At 63.6% G+C, this 19,740-nt stretch carries 21 protein-coding genes; 16 read left to right on the top strand and 5 right to left on the bottom strand.

Annotated features, from left to right (window positions below; translation table 11 throughout):
- The first annotated feature begins 38 nt into the window (after window positions 1–38).
- The 4 genes from ASD58_RS23770 (at window position 39) to ASD58_RS23755 (ending at window position 3,692) form a co-directional block, all read left to right on the top strand.
- Window positions 39–935: an alpha/beta fold hydrolase gene (locus ASD58_RS23770; RefSeq protein ID WP_057263779.1), complete on the top strand. Its 897-nt coding sequence runs from the start codon at window positions 39–41 to the stop codon at window positions 933–935.
- Window positions 932–1,837: a muramoyltetrapeptide carboxypeptidase gene (ldcA, locus tag ASD58_RS23765; RefSeq protein ID WP_057263778.1), complete on the top strand. Its 906-nt coding sequence runs from the start codon at window positions 932–934 to the stop codon at window positions 1,835–1,837. The genes ASD58_RS23770 and ldcA overlap by 4 nt, the downstream gene beginning before the upstream one ends.
- On the top strand, window positions 1,834–3,123 hold the full coding sequence (locus ASD58_RS23760; RefSeq protein ID WP_057263776.1) for an FAD-binding oxidoreductase: 1,290 nt from the start codon (window positions 1,834–1,836) through the stop codon (window positions 3,121–3,123). The genes ldcA and ASD58_RS23760 overlap by 4 nt, the downstream gene beginning before the upstream one ends.
- A 125-nt stretch (window positions 3,124–3,248) precedes the next feature.
- Window positions 3,249–3,692: a hypothetical protein gene (locus ASD58_RS23755; protein ID WP_057263774.1), complete on the top strand. Its 444-nt coding sequence runs from the start codon at window positions 3,249–3,251 to the stop codon at window positions 3,690–3,692.
- 30 nt (window positions 3,693–3,722) lie between these two features.
- Here ASD58_RS23755 and ASD58_RS23750 read toward each other — a convergent pair whose 3' ends face one another.
- Window positions 3,723–4,535, bottom strand: a complete 813-nt coding sequence (locus tag ASD58_RS23750; protein WP_057263773.1) for a sterol desaturase family protein — start codon at window positions 4,533–4,535, stop codon at window positions 3,723–3,725.
- Window positions 4,536–4,630: 95 nt separating this feature from the next.
- On the opposite strand from ASD58_RS23750, the gene ASD58_RS23745 reads away from it, so the two are divergent.
- The 4 genes from ASD58_RS23745 (at window position 4,631) to ASD58_RS23730 (ending at window position 8,859) form a co-directional block, all read left to right on the top strand.
- Window positions 4,631–6,232, top strand: a complete 1,602-nt coding sequence (locus ASD58_RS23745; RefSeq protein WP_057263770.1) for an ABC-F family ATPase — start codon at window positions 4,631–4,633, stop codon at window positions 6,230–6,232.
- Between the two features lie 2 nt (window positions 6,233–6,234).
- Window positions 6,235–7,365 (top strand): quinolinate synthase NadA, encoded by a 1,131-nt coding sequence (gene nadA, locus ASD58_RS23740; RefSeq protein ID WP_156401475.1) that lies wholly within the window; start codon window positions 6,235–6,237, stop codon window positions 7,363–7,365.
- A complete protein-coding gene (gene nadC / locus ASD58_RS23735) occupies window positions 7,362–8,228 on the top strand; it encodes a carboxylating nicotinate-nucleotide diphosphorylase (protein ID WP_057263766.1) in 867 nt (288 codons plus the stop codon). Before nadA ends, nadC begins: the two co-directional genes overlap by 4 nt.
- A 124-nt stretch (window positions 8,229–8,352) precedes the next feature.
- Window positions 8,353–8,859: a hypothetical protein gene (locus ASD58_RS23730; protein WP_057263764.1), complete on the top strand. Its 507-nt coding sequence runs from the start codon at window positions 8,353–8,355 to the stop codon at window positions 8,857–8,859.
- A 50-nt stretch (window positions 8,860–8,909) separates the two neighbouring features.
- Here the strand turns inward: ASD58_RS23730 and ASD58_RS23725 are convergent, their stop codons facing one another.
- Complete coding sequence (locus ASD58_RS23725) at window positions 8,910–10,613, bottom strand: MFS transporter (protein WP_057263762.1); 1,704 nt, start codon at window positions 10,611–10,613, stop codon at window positions 8,910–8,912.
- Between the two features lie 185 nt (window positions 10,614–10,798).
- On the opposite strand from ASD58_RS23725, the gene ASD58_RS23720 reads away from it, so the two are divergent.
- Genes ASD58_RS23720 through ASD58_RS23685 form a run of 8 tightly spaced genes read left to right on the top strand, consistent with a single transcriptional unit; the run spans window position 10,799 to window position 17,513 of the window.
- Window positions 10,799–11,977 (top strand): acetyl-CoA C-acyltransferase, encoded by a 1,179-nt coding sequence (locus ASD58_RS23720; RefSeq protein ID WP_057263760.1) that lies wholly within the window; start codon window positions 10,799–10,801, stop codon window positions 11,975–11,977.
- Window positions 11,977–13,800 carry an acyl-CoA dehydrogenase gene (locus ASD58_RS23715; protein WP_057263758.1) on the top strand — a complete coding sequence of 608 codons (1,824 nt, stop codon included), beginning with the start codon at window positions 11,977–11,979 and terminating at the stop codon, window positions 13,798–13,800. The genes ASD58_RS23720 and ASD58_RS23715 overlap by 1 nt, the downstream gene beginning before the upstream one ends.
- A gap of 10 nt (window positions 13,801–13,810) precedes the next feature.
- Entirely contained in the window at window positions 13,811–14,113 is a 303-nt protein-coding gene (locus tag ASD58_RS23710; protein WP_057263756.1) for a Dabb family protein, read from the top strand.
- A 10-nt stretch (window positions 14,114–14,123) separates the two neighbouring features.
- Entirely contained in the window at window positions 14,124–14,909 is a 786-nt protein-coding gene (locus ASD58_RS23705) for an SDR family oxidoreductase (protein ID WP_057263754.1), read from the top strand.
- Between the two features lie 9 nt (window positions 14,910–14,918).
- The gene (locus tag ASD58_RS23700; RefSeq protein ID WP_057263751.1) at window positions 14,919–15,917 is read left to right on the top strand and encodes an NADP-dependent oxidoreductase; all 999 of its coding nucleotides are present in this window, start codon (window positions 14,919–14,921) and stop codon (window positions 15,915–15,917) included.
- Complete coding sequence (locus ASD58_RS23695; protein ID WP_057263749.1) at window positions 15,914–16,810, top strand: SDR family oxidoreductase; 897 nt, start codon at window positions 15,914–15,916, stop codon at window positions 16,808–16,810. The genes ASD58_RS23700 and ASD58_RS23695 overlap by 4 nt, the downstream gene beginning before the upstream one ends.
- A 13-nt stretch (window positions 16,811–16,823) precedes the next feature.
- On the top strand, window positions 16,824–17,246 hold the full coding sequence (locus ASD58_RS23690) for a GNAT family N-acetyltransferase (RefSeq protein ID WP_057264130.1): 423 nt from the start codon (window positions 16,824–16,826) through the stop codon (window positions 17,244–17,246).
- 9 nt (window positions 17,247–17,255) lie between these two features.
- Window positions 17,256–17,513 (top strand): hypothetical protein, encoded by a 258-nt coding sequence (locus ASD58_RS23685; RefSeq protein ID WP_057263747.1) that lies wholly within the window; start codon window positions 17,256–17,258, stop codon window positions 17,511–17,513.
- On the opposite strand, the gene ASD58_RS23680 is transcribed toward ASD58_RS23685, so the two are convergent.
- Genes ASD58_RS23680 through ASD58_RS23670 form a run of 3 tightly spaced genes read right to left on the bottom strand, consistent with a single transcriptional unit; the run spans window position 17,510 to window position 19,634 of the window.
- Window positions 17,510–18,343: an NRDE family protein gene (locus ASD58_RS23680; RefSeq protein ID WP_057263745.1), complete on the bottom strand. Its 834-nt coding sequence runs from the start codon at window positions 18,341–18,343 to the stop codon at window positions 17,510–17,512. The two genes, ASD58_RS23685 and ASD58_RS23680, sit on opposite strands and share 4 nt — an antisense overlap.
- Window positions 18,334–18,624, bottom strand: a complete 291-nt coding sequence (locus ASD58_RS23675; RefSeq protein ID WP_057263743.1) for a DUF4936 family protein — start codon at window positions 18,622–18,624, stop codon at window positions 18,334–18,336. The genes ASD58_RS23680 and ASD58_RS23675 overlap by 10 nt, the downstream gene beginning before the upstream one ends.
- Window positions 18,625–18,626: 2 nt before the next feature.
- On the bottom strand, window positions 18,627–19,634 hold the full coding sequence (locus ASD58_RS23670; protein ID WP_057263741.1) for a folate-binding protein YgfZ: 1,008 nt from the start codon (window positions 19,632–19,634) through the stop codon (window positions 18,627–18,629).
- Window positions 19,635–19,740 lie beyond the last annotated feature (106 nt).

The raw sequence follows: 19,740 nt of genomic DNA, 5'->3' as shown, positions 1-19,740 counted from the left end.
GCGCGCCACGCGCTGCTGCCGCGGTGCTATGCTGAGCCATGGCCAGCGTTGATATAAACGGTATTACGATTACCTACGAGTCCAGCGGCGACCTGGCCGGAGCGGCCGTGCTGTTGAACATGGGGCTGGCCCTGCAACTGATTTCCTGGCCTGGCGAGTTCGTGGAAGGGCTGGTGCAGCGCGGCTACCGCGTGATCCGCTACGACAACCGCGATGCCGGCCTGTCTTCCCATTTCGACCACCTGGGCGCGCCGAACCTGTGGCTGGCCTACCTGCGCCACCTGTGCGGCTGGCGCCAGCGCGCGCCCTACACCCTGCACGACATGGCTGGCGACGCGGTCGGCCTGCTCGATGCATTGGGCGTGGCGGCCGCGCATATTGTCGGGGTATCGATGGGCGGCATGGTGGCGCAGATCATGGCGGCGCACTATCCGGCGCGTACCCTGAGCCTGACATCGATCATGTCGAGCAGCGGACGGCCCGGCTTGCCGGGGCCGACCCCGGCAGCGCGGCGCATCCTGCTGCGGCGCTCGCCCAGCGCCCACCACCGGGCGCGCGTGGTGGAGCAGATGGTCGACACTTTCCGCACCATCGGCAGTCCGGGCTTTCCGATGCCGGAAGAGGTGCTGCGCCAGATGGCCGGCGCGGCGGTGGCGCGCAACGTCAACGGCGACGGCGTGGCGCGGCAACTGCTGGCCATTGCCGCCTGCGGCGACCGCAGCGCGCTGCTGCACAAGATCCGCTGCCCGGCGCTGGTGATCCACGGTGATGCCGATCCGCTGCTGCCTTGCGCTTGCGGCATCGATACCGCGCGCCAGATCCCGGGCGCGCGGCTGGAGCTGATCGAGGGCATGGGGCACGATATGCCGCCGGCCCTGGTGGGGCGCTTGCTCGCCTTGCTAGAACAACATCTGCGGGGTAATATGGCCGGGTGAAAAATATCGGAATTGCCATTGCCGCACCCGGCGGCTACGCCCTGGATGACACCGCGCTGGCACGCGGAATTGCCCGCCTTGAAGCGCAGGGCTGCATCGTCCACAACTACTACCAATCCGAACGCAAATTCCTGCGCTTTGCAGGGACCGACGATGGCCGCCTGGCGCAGCTCGATGCCGCTGCAGCCGATCCTGCTTGCCAGGTGGTGATCATGCTGCGCGGGCAGTATGGCATCAGCCGCATCATGCCGCGCATCGATTTTCGCAAAATGGCCGACAGCGGGAAGCTGTTCAGCGGCTATAGCGATATCACGGCCTTCCATATGGGCTTGTACCAGGCCACGGGCCGCATCAGTTTTGCCGGGCCGATGATGTGCGACGACTTTATCCGCGAGGAGCCGGTCGAGTACACGCTGCGACAATTCTGGGATTGCTTGCGCGGGCCGACCCATGCTGTGCGCGGGACGGCGGCCGGCAATCCGCTGGTGGACGTGCAGGGCACGCTGTGGGGCGGCAACCTGGCGATGGTGAATCATCTGATCGGCACCCGGTTCTGGCCGCAGATCGATGGCGGCATCCTGTTCCTGGAAGATATCGCGGAGCATCCGTATCGCGTTGAGCGCATGCTGCTGCAACTGCACTACGCCGGGGTGCTGGAGCGCCAGCGCGCCATCGTGCTGGGGGACTTTTCCGGCTACCGGCTGGGTGCCCACGATAACGGCTATGATTTCGACACGATGCTGGCGTTCATCCGCGAGACGCTGCCGGTGCCGGTGCTGACCGGGCTGCCGTTCGGTCACGTGAAAGAGCGCTGCACCTTGCCGTTTGGCGCGCAGGCGCAGCTGGTTTCCGATGCCGAGGGCTTCAACCTTACCGTAAGCGCTTATCCCACCTTGCCATGAACGGCGCGGAGAATTATTACCGCGCTACCGCGCCCGGCGTGAATTTTCCCGCCCTGGCTGGACGCCAGGAGGCACGCGTTTGCGTCATCGGCGCCGGCTTTGCAGGCCTTGCTACTGCCATGTCGCTGATGGAGCACGGTGAGCGCGACGTGGTGGTGCTGGAGGCCGAGCAGGTCGGCCACGGCGCCTCCGGCCGCAACGGCGGCTTTGTCTTTGGCGGCTATTCGCTGGACGAACAAGCGCTGCTGGCCACCGTAGGGGCGGAGCAGGGCCGGCGGCTGTACCAGCTTACCCTTGGAGCGGTGGAGCAGATCCGCCGCCGCATTGCGCGCTACGGCATCGATTGCGATGCGACCCATGGCGGCATTTATCTCGCCAACTGGTTCGATGAGCCGGGCGTGCTGGATGAGCGGCAGCAGTTCATGCGCGATCACCTGGGCGTGGAGTGGGAGCGCATTTCGCCCGCCGATTTTGCCGAGCGTGCTCGCAGCGAGCGCTATTTCGGAGCGCTGTATGAGGAAAATGCTTTCCACTTCCATCCGCTGAAATATGCCCAGGGATTGGCGAGTGCACTGCAAGCAGGCGGGGTCCGGGTCCATGAAGGCAGCCGCGCGGCGTCGATCGAGCGGTCCGGCGATACGTTGCGGGGCGGCAGCGCGAGGTGGCGTGTCGCGACGGCTGACGGCGAAGTGCTGTGCGATGAGGTGGTGATCTGCTGTGGCGGCTATATCGAGCGCCTGTACCCGGCGCTGGCCGGCGCCATCCTGCCCATCGCGACCTATGTGATGGTAACCGAGCCATTGGACGGCCGCATGCCGCAGGCGCTGGCCACCGACGCTGCCATCTACGACACGCGCTTCGCGTTCGATTACTATCGGCCATTGCAGGACAGCCGGCTGTTATGGGGCGGGCGCATCTCGATTCGGTCGCGCAGCCCGGAAGACGTCGCGCGCTTGCTGTACGACGACATGCTGAAGGTCTATCCGCAACTCGCCGGCACCAAGGTTGACTATGCCTGGAGCGGATTGATGAGCTATGGCCGCCACAAGATGCCGCAACTGGGGCGCTTGCCCAACGGCGTCTGGTACGGCATGGGATTCGGCGGCCACGGCGTCGGCCCCACTTCGTTGGCGGGCGACGTGCTGTCGGCGGCGCTGATGGGCGAACTCAGTCAGGTCGACCAGTTTGCGGCGTGGGGGCTGCCCACCACCGGCGGCCCCGCCGGCCTGCTGGCAGCGCAACTGACCTATTGGTACTACGAATTGCGGGACTGGATGCGCCAATAGAGGGGTGTTCGCGATTTTCGCGAAAACTCTTAAACGCTCTTATTCACTCTTGTTTTCTCTTATTTGAACTTTTTTACTCTTATTCGAGTCTAAGTTGGCATGCCTTTTGGAAAGAGGGGGATGTCATGGACCACATGCTTTTCAGTTTGCCTGCTTCATTTGAAACTTACCAAGGGTTAGGGAATTTCATGTTCACCCAAGGTCTGAAGCAGGAAATGCATGAGATTGTTGATGAGGCGATTGCAGCCTGGATGGCAGCCTTTCTGGACGCGAAGTCAAATCGCTCGCCGGCAACGCTCGATGGCTATCAGTGGAAGGACGTCTTTTTGCCAGACGGCGCCATCCTTCGAAACGTTTACAAACGCACCAGCTACCTCGCTTATGTAAGAGGGCGCGAGTTGCTGTTTGAAGGAAAAGCTGTTTCGCCTGCTCAGTTCGTAAATCAAATCAGCGGATCTTTTCGTAATGCATGGGAAACTATTTGGATTCGTTTGCCCAACGAGGTTGAATGGAAACGTGCAGTGACGTTGCGCACGAAATCTAGGCGAAATAAGAGAAAACAAGAGTGAATAAGAGAGAATAAGTGCGATTAAGAGCGTTTAAGAGTTTTGGGTCAAATCGGAAAGGGTCTTCGACTGCGCACGGGGTTGACGATAGCGGAGCGGCCAGGTCAGGGCTTGCCACAAGGATGTGGGTTGCTGGTCGAGTCCCGTGGGCGGAAATTCGCCGGGTTGAGGGACGTGGTAGGTGTGGAAGAGCAGGTCATACACCGGAAACAGCGACGCAAAGTTGCAGTTGTAATGCCGCGGCAGCGCCGAATGGTGGATGCGATGGAATTGCGGAGAATTCAGCAGCCACCAACCGCGCCCGAACCCAAGGCGCAAGTTCATGTGCGGGACGACATGATAGAAGCCAAGCACCGCATACATCCCGAGAATGACATTAGGCGTAGCAAACAATAAACCCGCAAGCAGGTAAATGCTCACCGCCTTGAGCGCCGGTTCGAGCCAGAAATGCCGCTCGACGGTAGAAGCATTCATGGCCGGGTCACTGTGATGCAATGAATGCATGGCCCACATCCAGGCGAAGCGGTGCTGGGCGCGATGAAACAGGTATTCGAGCAGGTCGAGGACGAACAGGTAAGCCAGGAAAGAGGGCAGCAACCACCAGCCCGACGCCGAAAGCCGGATCAGCCCGCCGCCCGCAGCGTTGACGGCAGCAACGGTAAACGTGCCAAGCGCCAGGGAGGTCAGCGGACCGCTGGCGGAAAAAACGAACAAATACGGCAGGTTGAGCCGGGCGGCGGCAAATTGCGGTGGATCGACCGGGCGCCGCCGCTCGACCAGCATGGCCAGCAGCACCAATGCCAGCATGGGCAGCGTATTGATGGCGATGGCTATGGCAATATTCATAACTTTCCTGCCCGTTTCCCTCTGGCGGCTGCTAGGCGGGCTCACGGCCGGCGAGGTATAATGCCCGATTCGCTTTTTCCCACATTTATTCCAGCATGCTTTCTACCGCTAACATTACCATGCAGTTCGGCGCCAAGCCGCTGTTCGAGAACATTTCCGTCAAGTTTGGCGACGGTAACCGCTACGGCCTGATCGGAGCGAACGGCTGCGGCAAGTCGACCTTCATGAAGATCCTGGGTGGCGACCTGGAACCGTCCGCCGGCAACGTGAGCCTGGATGCCAACGAGCGCCTCGGCAAGCTGCGCCAGGACCAGTTCGCCTACGAAGAAATGCGCGTGCTGGACGTGGTCATGATGGGCCACACCGAGATGTGGGAAGCGATGAGCAAGCGCGACGCCATCTACGCCAATCCGGAAGCGACCGACGACGACTACATGGAAGCGGCCGAACTGGAAGGCAAGGTCGCCGAATACGACGGCTACACCGCTGAAGCGCGTGCCGGCGAACTGCTGATGGGCGCCGGCATCGACATCAGCCTGCACCAGGGCCCGATGAGCGCCGTGGCGCCAGGCTGGAAGCTGCGCGTGCTGCTGGCGCAGGCCCTGTTCTCCAACCCGCACATCCTGCTGCTGGACGAACCGACCAACAACCTGGACATCAACACCATCCGCTGGCTGGAAGACACGCTGAACCAGCGCGATTCGACGATGATCATCATCTCCCACGATCGCCACTTCCTGAACCAGGTCTGCACCCACGTGGCCGACATGGACTACGGCACGCTGAAGATCTATCCAGGCAACTACGACGAATACATGCTGGCCTCGACCCAGGCCCGCAACCAGCAGCTGGCCAACAACGCCAAGGCCAAGGAAAAGGTCGCCGAACTGCAGGACTTCGTGCGCCGCTTCTCGGCCAACAAATCCAAGGCACGCCAGGCCACCTCGCGCGCCAAGCAGATCGACAAGATCAAGATCGAAGACATCAAGCCATCGTCGCGTGCCTATCCGTTCGTGCGCTTCGAAGGCGAAAAGAAGCTGCACCGCCTGGCCGTGGAGACCCAGGGCATCTCGAAGACCTACGACCGCACGCTGTTCAAGAACGTCGACCTGATGGTCGAAGCGGGCGAGCGCATTGCCATCATCGGCGCCAACGGCGCCGGCAAGACCACCATGCTGCGCTGCATCGGCGGCAAGGAGATCGCTGGCCTGGACAGTGACACCGGCCTGGTGAAATGGGCGGAAAACGCCAACGTCGGCTACATGCCGCAAGATCCGACCGAGGAATTCGCCACCGACCTCAACCTGACCGACTGGATGGGCCAGTGGACCAAGGAAGGCGACGACGACCAGGCCGTGCGCTCCTCGCTGGGCCGCCTGCTGTTCGGCGGCGACGAAGTCAAGAAATCGGTCAAGGTCCTGTCGGGTGGCGAAAAAGGCCGTATGATGTATGGCAAGCTGATGCTGGGCCGCCACAATGTCCTGCTGCTGGACGAACCGACCAACCACATGGACATGGAATCGATCGAGTCGCTCAACATCGCCCTGGAAAAGTACGCCGGCACCCTGATCTTCGTGTCGCACGACCGTGAGTTCGTTTCCTCGCTGGCCACCCGCATCATCGAGATCAAGGAAAACGAAGTCGTGGACTTCCGCGGCGGCTATGAAGAATACTTGAAGAGCCAAGGCATCGAGTAATGATTGAAACTCCCATCAAGACTGTCGAATTCGAGAAGCCAGTCGAAGGCGGCAGTTGCGTGGCCCATGCGTGGGCGCGCACCCCGGCACCGGTGCCGGCCAACGAGAAGATCCTGCTGAAGGAACGCATCAAGACCCTGCTGCGCGAGCGTAACGCCGTGCTGGTGGCGCACTACTACGTGGACGCCGACCTGCAGGACCTGGCCGAGGAAACTGGCGGCTGCGTCTCCGATTCGCTGGAAATGGCGCGCTTCGGGCGCGACCATCCGGCCAAGACCCTGGTGGTGGCCGGCGTCAAGTTCATGGGCGAAACGTCCAAGATCCTGAGCCCGGAAAAGACCGTCCTGATGCCGGACCTGGATGCCACCTGTTCGCTCGACCTGGGCTGTCCTCCGGAAGACTTCATCGCCTTCTGCGACCAGCACCCGGACCGCACCGTGGTGGTCTACGCGAATACTTCCGCCGCGGTGAAAGCGCGCGCCGACTGGATGGTAACGTCTTCGATCGGCCTCGACATCGTCAAGCACCTGCATGAGCAGGGCAAGAAAATCCTGTGGGCGCCCGACAAGCACCTGGGCGGCTACATTCAGAAGCAGACCGGCGCCGACATGCTGCTGTGGCAGGGCTCCTGCCTGGTGCACGACGAATTCAAGGGCGTCGAGCTGGATCTGCTGAAGGCCGAGCACCCGAACGCCAAAGTGCTGGTGCACCCGGAATCGCCGGCCGGCGTGGTCGAGCAGGCCGACGTGGTCGGCTCGACCTCGCAGCTGATCGCCGCCGCCGTCAGCCTGCCCAACACCGAATTCATCGTCGCCACCGACAATGGCATCCTGCACAAGATGCGCATGGCTGCCCCGGGCAAGACCTTCATCGAAGCCCCAACCGCCGGCAACAGCGCCACCTGCAAGAGCTGCGCGCACTGCCCGTGGATGGCGATGAACGGCTTGCGCAACCTGGCCGACGTGCTGGAAAACATGAACAACGAAATCCACGTTGATCCTGAAATCGGCAAGCTGGCCCAGCGTTCGATCAACCGCATGCTTGATTTCGCGGCCGCCAAGAAAGCCAAAGTCGCTCCAGGTGCGGACCTGGCGCAAGAAGCGCAACTGTTCCAAGGTATCGGTCCTGCATGAGCACCCTGAAAAATAAATTCGCACCGTTCGACGATGCGCTGGCGGGCGCCTATGAGCGCAACCTGCTGGCGGCCCTGATGGAAGATATCGGCACTGGCGACCTGACCGGCAAGCTGGTGCCCGAAGACGGCCGCGCCACCGCGCGCGTGATCGTGCGCGAAGAAGCCGTGCTGTGCGGCGCGCAGTGGTTTGAAGGCGTCATGGTGGCGCTGGACGCCGCCATCGGCATCGACTGGCATTACGCGGAAGGCGATCTGATGGCCGCCGACACCCCGGTCTGTACCATCGTCGGCCCGGCCCGCGCCATCCTCACCGCCGAGCGCTCGGCATTGAACTTCATGCAGCTGCTGTCCGGCGTGGCCACCGCCACCCGCCGCTACGTCGACGTGGTAGCCGGCACCACGGCTGCCATCCTGGACACCCGCAAGACGATTCCTGGCATGCGCCTGGCGCAGAAGTACGCGGTGCGCGTGGGCGGCGGCCAGAACCAGCGCCTGGCGCTGTACGACGGCATCCTGATCAAGGAAAACCATATCGCCGCCGCCGGCGGCATCACGGCCGCACTGGCTGCCGCCAAGCACCTGGACGCCAAGGTCAGCATCCAGGTCGAAGTTGAAACGCTGGAGCAGCTGGAGGAAGCCTTGAGCGCCGGCGCGGTGTCCATCCTGCTCGACAACTTCAACCTCGACATGATGCGCGCTGCCGTGCAGCTGAATGGCGGCCGCGCGCTGCTGGAAGCGTCCGGCGGCGTCAACTTCGACACCGTGCGCGCCATCGCCGAAACCGGCGTGCACCGCATCTCCATCGGCGCCCTGACCAAAGACATCAAGGCCACCGATTTCTCCCTGCGTATCATCGGCTAAGCCACGCTGAGCGCATGTCGCGGTGACAAAGTGTGAGTATCCAAGGCGGTTTTCAGCGTAAAGTTTTCGCTGGAGCCGCCGCTCCGGCGTCTCCAATACCCCCAACTGTTCTGGAGGAGACGCCATGTCAGAACTTTTGCACATCAGTACCACGCTGGCCAAGATCATTGCCCGCATCAACCCCAAAATCTGGGAAGTCATCGGCGGCGGTCCGCTCGGCAAGAAGTACCAGCACGCAGCGCAGTTTGCCGAACCCGAACCCGCACCGTGGCTGGAAGCGGCGCAATTGGCCGCAGTCAGCCTGGCCCAGCGCCAGGTCGATGCCGCCGCCACCATCCTGACGCAAGGCGGCGACACCAAAGGCTTCCTGAAAGCCATCCTCGACGACTGGTGCGGCACCGTGCCGCGCCCGCCGCTGAACTGGCCCGGCCACGGCCCCCGCCCGCCGCGCCCGCCACGCCCCGATGAACTGGAGGACTACACGCTGCCCATGGCCGGCGGCCTGGCGTTTGTCGCGCTGAGCGAAGCGATTGGCAACGAAGCGTTTGCCGGCCAGATCGCTGAATTGGGCGGTACCATCATCGACCGCACTGCCACCTACGCGCTGGAGCACACAGCCAAGCGGCGCTGAATGAAAAAAAGCCGCCCGGGCAGGGCGGCTTTTGTCAGCGCCAGGGCCGCCTAGTCTTGCGCGTAGATGTTGTTATCCTTGGTTTCGCGGATGAACAGGGCGCCGATCACCAGGGTCGCCAGGGCGATCACGATCGGATACCACAGGCCGTAGTAGATGTCGCCCTTGAACGCCACCAGGGCGAAGGCGGTGGTTGGCAGCAGGCCGCCGAACCAGCCGTTACCGATATGGTATGGCAGCGACATCGAGGTGTAGCGGATGCGGGTCGGGAACAGTTCCACCAGCATGGCCGCGATCGGGCCGTACACCATGGTCACGTAAAGCACCAGCACCCACAGGATCAGCACCATCATCGGCTTGTTGATCTGCGCCGGGTCGGCCTTGGCCGGATAGCCGGCCGCCTTGACGGTATCGCCAACATCCTTCTTCAGGGCTTTTTCCTTGTCTTTCGAGGCCGCGTCGAAGTTCAGTCCATCGGCAGTCATGGTGGCGTTGAACGACTGCACTTCCTTGTCGCCGACCTTGATCACGGCCACGCTGCCGGCAGGCGCATCCTGGCGGGTGTAGGCCACCGATGCCTTGGACAGCATGGACGTGGCGATATCGCAGGACGATGGGAATTTCTTCTCACCGGTGGCATTGAACTGGAAGTGGCAGGACGCAGGATCAGCCACCACCACCACCGGCGAATTCTTGATGGCCGCTTCCAGTTGCGGGTTGCCGTAGTGGGTCAGGGCGCCAAACAGCGGGAAATAGGTGGCCGCTGCAATCAGGCAGCCGCCCAGGATGATCCATTTGCGGCCGATCTTGTCGGACAGGCTGCCGAAGAAGATGAAGAACGGCGTCGCCAGGATCAGCGCAATGGCGATCAGGATGTTGGCGGTAGCGATGTCCATCTTCAGCGTCTGGATCATGAAGAACAGCGCGTAGAACTGGCCGGTGTACCACACCACCGCCTGGCCCATGGTCAGGCCGATCAGCGCGAAGATCACGATCTTCAGGTTTTTCCACTGGCCGAACGCTTCGCTCAGCGGTGCCTTGGAAGTCTTGCCTTCCGCCTTCATCTTGGCAAAAGCAGGGGACTCGTTCATCGACAGGCGGATCCACACCGAGATGCCCAGCAGTGCCACCGACACCAGGAATGGAATGCGCCAGCCCCAGGATTCGAACTCTTCCAGCGGCATCGAATTGCGGCAGGCCAGGATCACCAGCAGCGACAGGAAGAAGCCCAGCGTTGCCGTGGTCTGGATCCAGGCGGTGAACAGGCCGCGCTTGCCGTGCGGCGCATGTTCGGCCACATAGGTTGCCGCACCGCCGTACTCGCCGCCCAGCGCCAGGCCTTGCAGCAGGCGCAGCGTCACCAGGATGATCGGCGCCGCCACGCCGATGCTGGCGTAATTGGGCAGCAAGCCGACGATGAAGGTGGACATACCCATGATCAGGATGGTGACCAGGAAGGTGTATTTACGGCCGATCATGTCGCCCAGGCGGCCGAACACGATGGCGCCGAAGGGGCGCACAATGAAGCCGGCAGCGAAGGCCAGCAGCGCGAAAATGAAGGAGGTGGTCGGGTCGCCGACGAAGAACTGCTTGGCGATGATCGATGCCAGCGAACCGTAAAGATAAAAGTCGTACCATTCAAACACGGTACCGAGCGAAGAGGCGAAGATGACCTTCTTCTCTTCCTTGGTCATCGGCGCGGATTTGCCGCTGCCGATGCTCCGCCCGTCGGCGGTGCTAGAACTAATTGCCATTTTGCTTGTCTCCAGTTGTGTAGTGTGTATTTCAAATGCTTCAACGGCAGGATGGAGTCTGGACCCGGTTCCTTACGTCATGCTTGCTTGAAACTTACACAAAACTTACACGGCAAACAATTTAGCGAACGACCGTGCTAAAGCTGTGCTATGCTGGTTCGAAACAAATCACTCAGGAGACCTTCATGACCGACGCAGTCATCGTTTCAACCGCCCGCACCGGCTTGGCCAAGTCATGGAAGGGCGCCTTCAACATGACCCATGGCGCCACGCTGGGCGGCCACGTGCTGCAGGCGGCGCTGGAGCGCGCCGGCATCGAAGCGGGCGAGCTGGAAGACGTGATCATGGGCTGTGCCAATCCCGAAGGCGCGACCGGCGGCAATATCGCGCGCCAGATCGCCCTGCGTGGCGGGGCCCCGGTCAGCGTGCCAGGCATGACCGTCAACCGTTTCTGCTCCTCCGGCCTGCAGACCATCGCCAGCGCCGCTCAGCGCGTGCTGGCGGGCGAAGGCGAGATCTTTGCCGCCGGCGGCGTGGAATCGATCTCCTGCGTGCAGCAGGAGATGAACCTGCACATGTACCAGGACGTGTGGCTGAATGAGCACAAGCCAGCGATCTACCTGCCGATGCTGCAGACCGCGGAAATCGTGGCCAGGCGTTACGGCGTCCCGAAAGAGCGGCAGGATGAATATGGCGTGCAGAGCCAGCAACGCGCTGCCGCCGCGCAGGCCGCAGGGTGCTTCGACGCCGAGATTGTGCCGATGACCGTGACCATGGGTGTGGCCGATAGATCGACAGGCATGCTTGGCACGCGTGAAGTGACTGTCGCGGCAGACGAAGGCATTCGCGCCGACACGACGATCGAAGCCGTGCGCGGCATCCGCACCGCGATTCCGGGCGGGGTGATCAGCGCCGGCAATGCCAGCCAGTTCTCCGACGGTGCTTCCTGCGCCATCGTGATGAGCGACCGCATGGCAGCCGCCAAAGGCTTGCAGCCGCTCGGCATTTTCCGCGGCTTTGCCGTCGCAGGTTGCGAACCGGATGAAATGGGCATCGGTCCGGTGTTCGCTGTGCCAAAGTTGCTGGCGCGCGCCGGCATGAAGGTGGAAGACATCGGCCTGTGGGAATTGAATGAAGCTTTCGCGGTGCAGGTGCTGTATTGCGCCGACAAGCTGGGCATCCCGATGGAGCGCTTGAACGTCAACGGCGGCGCCATTGCGGTCGGCCATCCTTACGGCGTCTCCGGCGCGCGCATGGTCGGCCACGCGCTGATCGAAGGCAGGCGCCGCGGTGTGAAATATGTGGTGGTCACCATGTGCATCGGTGGCGGCCAGGGTGCGGCAGGCCTGTTCGAGGTGGTGTGATGGCGTCCCGGCTGCTGAATCGCCGCGATGTCGAATTCATGCTGTACGACTGGCTGGACGTAGAAGGGCTGGCCAGGCGCCCGCGCTTCGCCGACCATAACCGCGAGACCTTCACGGCCGCCCTCGACACGGCGGAACGGATGGCAAGCGAGCTGTTCGCCCCGCACAACAAACTGAGCGACCAGCACGAGCCGCGGTTCGACGGCGAACGCGTCAGCGTGATCCCTGAAGTCAAGCGCGCGCTCGATGCGTTCTCGGCCGCCGGCCTGATGGCTGCCGGCCACGATTACGCGCTGGGCGGGATGCAATTGCCGCTGACAGTGGAGAAGGCGGTCACCGCCTACTTCACGGCTGCCAATATGGCGACTTCCAGCTACGCCTTCCTCACCATCGGCAATGCCAATACGCTGCTCAAGTGCGCCTCCAGTGCGCAAGTCGAACACTATGTGCGGCCCATGCTGGAAGGGCGCTGGTTCGGCACCATGTGCCTGAGCGAGCCGCAGGCCGGCTCCAGCCTGTCCGACATTACGACGCGTGCCGAGCCCGACCCCGAGAGTGCCGCGCAGTACCGCCTGACCGGCAACAAGATGTGGATCTCGGGCGGCGAGCACGAACTGGCCGAAAACATCATCCACCTGGTGCTGGCCAAGATTCCCGGCCCGGACGGCAAGCTGGTGCCGGGCGTGAAGGGCATTTCGCTGTTCATCGTCCCCAAGTTCCTCGACGGTGGGGAGCGCAACGACATCGCGCTGGCGGGCCTGAACCACAAGATGGGCAACCGCGGCACCACCAACTGTCTGCTCAATTTCGGCGAAGGGCGCCAGCAACCGGGCGGGCGCAGCGGCGCCATTGGCTACCTGGTGGGACGCGAAGGCCAGGGCCTGTTCAATATGTTCCATATGATGAACGAGGCCCGCATCGGCGTCGGCCTGGCAGCGGCGGTGCTGGGCTACACCGGCTACCTGCACGCGCTGGACTATGCGCGCGAACGCCCGCAAGGCCGCCATCCAGCGGCCAAGGACCCGTCTTCGCCGCAATTGCCGATCATCGCCCATACCGACGTGCGGCGCATGCTGCTGGCGCAAAAAGCCTACGTGGAAGGCGCGCTTGGCCTGTGCCTGTACAGTGCCCGCCTGGTCGATGACGAGCACACCGGCGAGACGCCGGAATTGCGCCAGCGCGCCGGCCGCCTGCTGGAATTCCTGACGCCGATCACCAAATCCTGGCCTTCGCAATGGGGCCTGGAAGCGAACAACCTGGCGATCCAGGTGCATGGCGGCTACGGCTACACGCGCGAGTACAACGTCGAGCAGTTCTACCGCGATAACCGCCTGAACCAGATTCACGAAGGCACCCACGGCATCCACGGCCTGGACCTGCTGGGCCGCAAGGCCAGCATTCACGACGGTGCGCTGCTGAAGACCATGGCCGAAGAAATCCGCGCCACCGTGCACAGCGCGCGCAGCGCGGGCCGCAGTGCCGATGCCCGCCAGCTCGCCGCCCACGCCGATGCGCTGGACGCGGCCTGGCGCCGGGTTGAAGAAGTCACGCAGGCACTGTATGCTGCCCCCGACCTGAACCAGACCCTGGCCAACGCCACGGTCTACCTGGAAGCGGTGGGGCATGTGGTGCTTGCCTGGATCTGGCTGCAGCAAGCCATGGTAGCCGTGGCCAGCTTGCCGGAAGAGGACAGCTTCCGGCGCGGCAAACTGCAAGCCTGCCGCTATTTCTATCAATGGGAGCTGCCCAGGGTCCAGCCGCAACTGGACTTGCTGGCCGCGCTCGACACCACCACGCTCGACATGCAGGACGCGTGGTTCTGAGGACTAGCGAATGATCAAGCACATCGTCATGTGGAAGCTGAAAGAGCACGCTGAAGGCGCCGACCGCGCCACCAATGCCGCCAGGATGAAGCAACAGCTGCTGGCCTGCGCCGGCATCGTGCCAGGCATCCTGAAACTGGAAGTGGGACTCGCCGCGCCCGGCCTGGAAGCCACTTACGACGTCGTGCTGTATTCCGAATTCGACAGCAAAGAAGCGCTTGACGCTTACCAGTCGCACCCGCAGCACCAGGCACTTAAACCATTCTTCAGCGCTGTGCGCGACGCGCGCCAGTGCATGGACTACACAATATAAGGACTCGATCATGCGAACTACCCAGCAACTCTTCGACCTCACAGGCAAAACCGCTTTGGTCACCGGCGGCTCGCGCGGCCTGGGCCTGCAAATGGCCCTGGCGCTGGGCGAACTGGGCGCCAGGGTGGTGCTCACTTCGCGCAAGCAGGCCGACCTGGACGAAGCGGTTGCGCTACTGACGCAAAACGGCGTGCAGGCCTTTGCCATTGCCGCCGACCTGGGCAAGGAAGCTGCGGTCGACCCGCTGGTCGATGCCGCGCTGGCGGCGCTGGGCGGCCACATCGACATCCTGGTCAACAACGCCGGCGCCACCTGGGGCGCGCCTGCCGAAGACTATCCGCTGGAGGCCTGGGACAAGGTGATGAACCTGAACGTGCGCAGCATCTTCCTGCTGTCGCAAGCGGTCGGCAAGCGCTCCATGATCCCGCGCCGCAGCGGGCGCATTATCAATATCGCATCGATTGCCGGCCTGGCCGGCAATGGCCCCGGCACCATGAAGACCGTCGCTTACAATACGTCCAAGGCGGCCTTGATCAACTTCACCCGTACCCTCGCCGGCGAGTGGGGCGAGTACGGCATCAACGTCAATGCGCTGGCGCCGGGCTTCTTCCCGTCGAAGCTGAGCGCAGGCGTGATCAAGGCCATGGGTGAGGACAAGCTGGCGGCGGCCGCGCCGCTGCAGCGCCTGGGCGGCGACGAGGACCTGAAAGGCGCAGTTGCGCTGTTCGCCTCCGACGCCGGCCGGCACATTACCGGCCAGGTCCTGGCAGTGGATGGCGGGGTCTCGGCGGTCTAAGGAGTTTGAATGACTAAGTATCATCGCATCGTGCTGGCCTCGCGCCCGCGCGGCGCTGTCGTGCCGGAAAATTTCCGGCTTGAGGAAGTCGCCGTGCCGACGCTGGCGGAAGGCCAGCTCCTGGTGCGCAACCATTACCTGTCGCTGGACCCGTATATGCGCGGCCGCATGAGCGAGGCGAAAAGCTATGCCGCGCCGCAGCCGCTGGAGCAGACCATGATCGGCGGCACCGTGGGCGAGGTGATCGCGTCGCGCAACGCCGGCTTCGCGGTGGGCGAATTCGTGGCCGGCATGTTCGGCTGGGCCGAAATGGGCGTCTCCGACGGCAGCGGCCTGCGCAAGGTCGACACCGGCGCCATTCCGGCCTCCGCCCACCTTGGCGCGGTCGGCATGCCCGGCATGACCGCCTGGTATGGCATGCATGAAATCCTGCGTCCCAAGCTGGGTGAAACCGTGGTGGTGTCCGCCGCCAGCGGCGCCGTCGGCAGCGCCGTCGGCCAACTGGCCAAGCTGGCGGGCTGCCGTGCGGTCGGCATTGCCGGCGGCAAGGCGAAATGCGACTACGTGGTCAATGAGCTGGGGTTCGATGCCTGCGTCGATTACAAGGCCGGCAACCTGAAGGCCGACCTGGCCGCCGCCACGCCGGGCGGCATCGACGCCATCTTCGAAAACGTGGGCGGCGAAGTGTTCGACGCGGCGCTGGGCCGAACCAATGCCTTTGCGCGCGTCGCGCTGTGCGGCCTGCTGGCCGGCTATACCGGCGCCGAGATCCCGATCCGCAATGCCAAGAAGCTGCTGCTGAGCCGCATCACGCTGCGCGGCTTCATCGTCACCGAGCATATGGATATGTGGCCGCAAGGCTTGTCCGAGATGGGCAGGCTGGTCGCAGCGGGCAAGCTGAAATACCGCGAAACGATTTCCCAGGGCCTGGCGTCGGCGCCGGAAGCCCTTATCGGCCTGCTGCAGGGCCACAACTTCGGCAAACAACTTGTGAAACTGACTCCATGAAAAACTTCCAGGGCAAAGTTGCAGTAATCACCGGTGGCGCGAGCGGCTTCGGCCGCGAATTCGCGCTCAAAGCCCACGCGCTGGGCATGAAACTGGTACTGGCGGACGTGCAGCAGGACGCGCTCGACGCCACCGCCGCCGAATTGCGCGGCCAGGGCGCCCAGGTCCTGGCACTGCGCTGCGACGTGCGCAAAGCGGCCGAAGTGCAGGCGCTGGCCGATGCGGCGATGCGCGAGTTCGGCGCGGTGCACCTGGTCTTCAATAATGCAGGCGTCGGTTTCGGCGGCCTGCTGTGGGAAGCGACCGAAGCTGACTGGGACTGGGTGATGGGCGTGAACGTGTCGGGCGTGATCCACGGCGTGCGCATCTTCACTCCGCTGATGCTGGAATGCGCCAGGCGCGATCCGGATTACGAGGGCCACATCGTGAATACTTCGTCCATGGCGGGCGTGCTTTGCCCGCCGGTGATGGGCGTCTACAACGTGTCCAAGCATGCGGTGGTGGCACTGAGCGAAAGCCTGTACCACGACCTGTCGCTGGTCGGCGCCCCGGTCGGCGCCTCCGTCCTGTGCCCATTTTTCGTCCCGACCGGCATCCACCAGTCGCACCGCAACCGGCCAGGCGACACGCCGATGGAAGGCAAGCCGACCGCCAGCCAGATGGCCGCGCAGGCCATGGTGAGCAAGGCGGTTACCTCCGGCAAGGTGTCGGCGCGCGACGTGGCGGAACTGACCTTCGCCGCCATTGCCGGCAACAAATTCTACATCTTCACCCACCCGCAGGCGCTGGACGGCGTGGCGCAGCGGGCACGCGACATGGTGGCCCAGGACAATCCGGCCGACCCTTACGCGGCCACGCCGCAGGTGCGTGAGGCCTTGCGCGCAATGTTGTGAGAGAATGCGCGGCATGACGACAACACTCCGCTTTGGCGATTGGGCCGCCATGCAGGCCGACGCGAAACCGATCCGCATGGAAGTCTTCGTGCAGGAACAGAACGTTCCCGCCGACCTGGAAATGGACGACAGGGATGCCGCCTGCCTGCACGCCGTGGCTTACGATGCCGGCGGCAAGCCGCTGGGCACCGGGCGCCTGCTGCCTGATGGCCATATCGGCCGCATGGCGGTGCTGCGCAGCGCGCGCGGCGCGGGTATCGGCGGCGCCATCCTGAAAGGCCTGATGGAGAAGGCCCGCGGGCGCGGCGACCAGAAGGTGGTGCTCAGCGCCCAGACCCACGCGGCGGAGTTCTACCTGGCCCATGGTTTCGCCATGGCCGGCGATGTCTTCTACGAAGCAGGCATTCCCCACATCGAAATGCACTACGAATTTTAGGAGTTGACAATGAAACGTTCGATCATCGCGCTTGGCGTTTGCGCAGTGTTTGGCGCGGGCTTCCTGGCCGGTTCCATCAGCCCGATCCAGGTCGCGCAGGCGCAGGTCGGCGGTGCCGGCACGCCTTGGCCGGCCGCCGCCGCGGCGCCAGCCACGGCCAACGGCCCGACCCATTTCTATGCTATCGACACCGGCACCCGCACCCTGATCTCCTGCAGCCGCCAGGGCAAGGAAAAACCGTCCTGCGTGCGCGAGCAGCTTCCTTAACGGATCTGCACTTCGTGCAGTTGCGCCGGCGCGTCTGAATACAATTTGACCACGGTAGAGCTGCGCGTGCCGTAGTTCGGCGACTCGATCTTCACGGCCGACAGCAGCCGCTCCAGTTCCAGCGGCACGCCGGTTTCCGGCAAACGCAGGTCCGGCGCACGGGTGGTGTCGGACAGCATTTCAAAGTAGGCGTCTTCCGGCGCGCCCAGGCACAGCAGGCTGGCAAATTGCGCCTTGGTCTTCAGGACCTTCGGCCACGCCGAGTCGAGCAGGGCGTTCGACAATCCATAGATCCCCGGCTCCAGCGGCATGCCGTTGCGCGGGTCGTCATTGCCCTTGTTCGAGTACCAGACCAGCTCCTTGCCGTCGCACAGGACCAGGTTGAAGCCGTTATATGCTCCTGCGCCCGCGGCAATCTGCGCCACATATTCCTGTGCCGTCATGACGCCGGCCAGGAAGCCGGCCACCAGCTGGCCGCGCGATGGCGCCAGCGGATTGTGCTCCTGCGGGTTGCGTACATTGGTGATCGCGGCAAAACGCGACGGCCCGCCGGCAGCGGCGCCAGCCGCCGCGCCACCGGTTGGCGGCGCGTGCGCGCCGCCGCATTCGGCACGCGGCATCGGCTGCGGCGCTGCGTCCCCATCCTCGGCGGGACGAGTGATGCCCATCCAGCTGCCGCCAGCCTTGAGGTCGCGTCCCGCGTAAATATGCGGCGCATCCGGCCACGGCGCAGCCGGCGTGGTGTCGCGATCGTAGAATTCATCGCGGTTGGCGGCTGCAATCAGCGGCACGCCGGGCACGACCTGCCAGGCAAAGACAATCAGGCACATGGCGGCAAATCCTCAAAGACTTCAACGTGGCGCGGGCCGCTGATCCAGCGCGCCAGGCCGGCCTGTGCCACTGCGGCATCGAGTTCGGCCACAAATGCGTCGCCGGCCAGCGCCGGATACACCTCCATCCAGGTCTGCACCCCACCGGCAGTCTCCGGGCGCCGTTTGAGCTGCGCAACCACGCCATGCGCCGCCGACAACGCCGACTGCATGGCGATAACCGCCCCCTGCAGGCCAGCCGCATGGGCGGCCTGCACCTTGTAATACACGTAGAGGTCCATGATCAGACGTCGAGCTTATCCAGCGCGTAGGGCAGGGGCTTGAACTGCAAAGCCGGGCCGCTGGCCGAGCCGAAGCGCACCTCGCCCATTTCCAGGGCTTCCAGCTTCATTTCCACCAGTGCGTCGACACCGCCGGCGCCATTGCGCGCCGTGTTGACCACCATGCCGCATGGTTGCTCCGGATCGGCCGGCGAGAACACTTCGGCGCCCGGTGCTGCCGCCGCGTCGCTGATGGACGCCAGTGCGGTACGACGTTTCAGCTTGCCCAGGTATTGGCTGCGCGCCACGATTTCCTGGCCGGGATAGCAGCCTTTCTTGAAGTTCACGCCGCCCAGCAGCTCGAAATTGACCATCTGCGGCACGAACTGTTCCTGGGTGCCGGGACCGACCTGCGGCACGCCGGCATGGATTTCGGACAGGCGCCAGGCCTCGTTTCCGCCGACCAGCAAGCGGTCCTTCAGCATGGAAGCTGCCATCGTCGCGGTCTCGGCCGAAGCCAGCCACAGGTAGCGCGGCGCACCGAAGGCATCGGCCACCCGCAGCACGCTGCCCAGCGGGTGGTCGATCTTGCTGAACGGCTTGGCCGGCAGCACATCGAACCAGGTCTGCAGCACGGCTTCGGCATCGCCGCCGCCGACGGCCAGGGTGACATACTGCTCGGTCACGTCGGCCGGCTTGGTCTTGCTGCGCAGGATGAACATCTGCAAGCGTTTCTGCACCGCCGGCTGGATCGCGCGCGGCAATTGCAGGAAGATCGACTCCTCGGTCCGCCACATCAGGAAGGACGCCAGCATGCGGCCCTTGGGCGAGCAATAGCCGGCCAGGCGCACCTCGCCCAGCCCCAGGTGCTCGACGTCGTTGGTCAACTGCTTATGCAGGAAACTGGCCGATTCTTCGCCGCTGAAGGCGATCAGGCCCTGGTCGGTCAGCACGGCGACAAATCCGGTCGCGAGCTGGCTCGTGCTCAGTGTTTCTTGTTCCTGAGTCAAAAGTTGATTCCAGTTATTCATAAATTCCCATATTCTGGCGATGAAAGCATTATCATTACGGCCTTCATTATAGTGATCCCGCGCAAATTGCGCCGGGGGCTTGGAAAACGCTGTCGTCCAGGCTGAA

It is taken from the genome of Duganella sp. Root1480D1 (genome assembly GCF_001427305.1).
In the GTDB taxonomy this organism is placed as follows: Bacteria; Pseudomonadota; Gammaproteobacteria; order Burkholderiales; family Burkholderiaceae_D; genus Rugamonas.
This window is presented reverse-complemented; position numbering and strand designations above follow the sequence as displayed.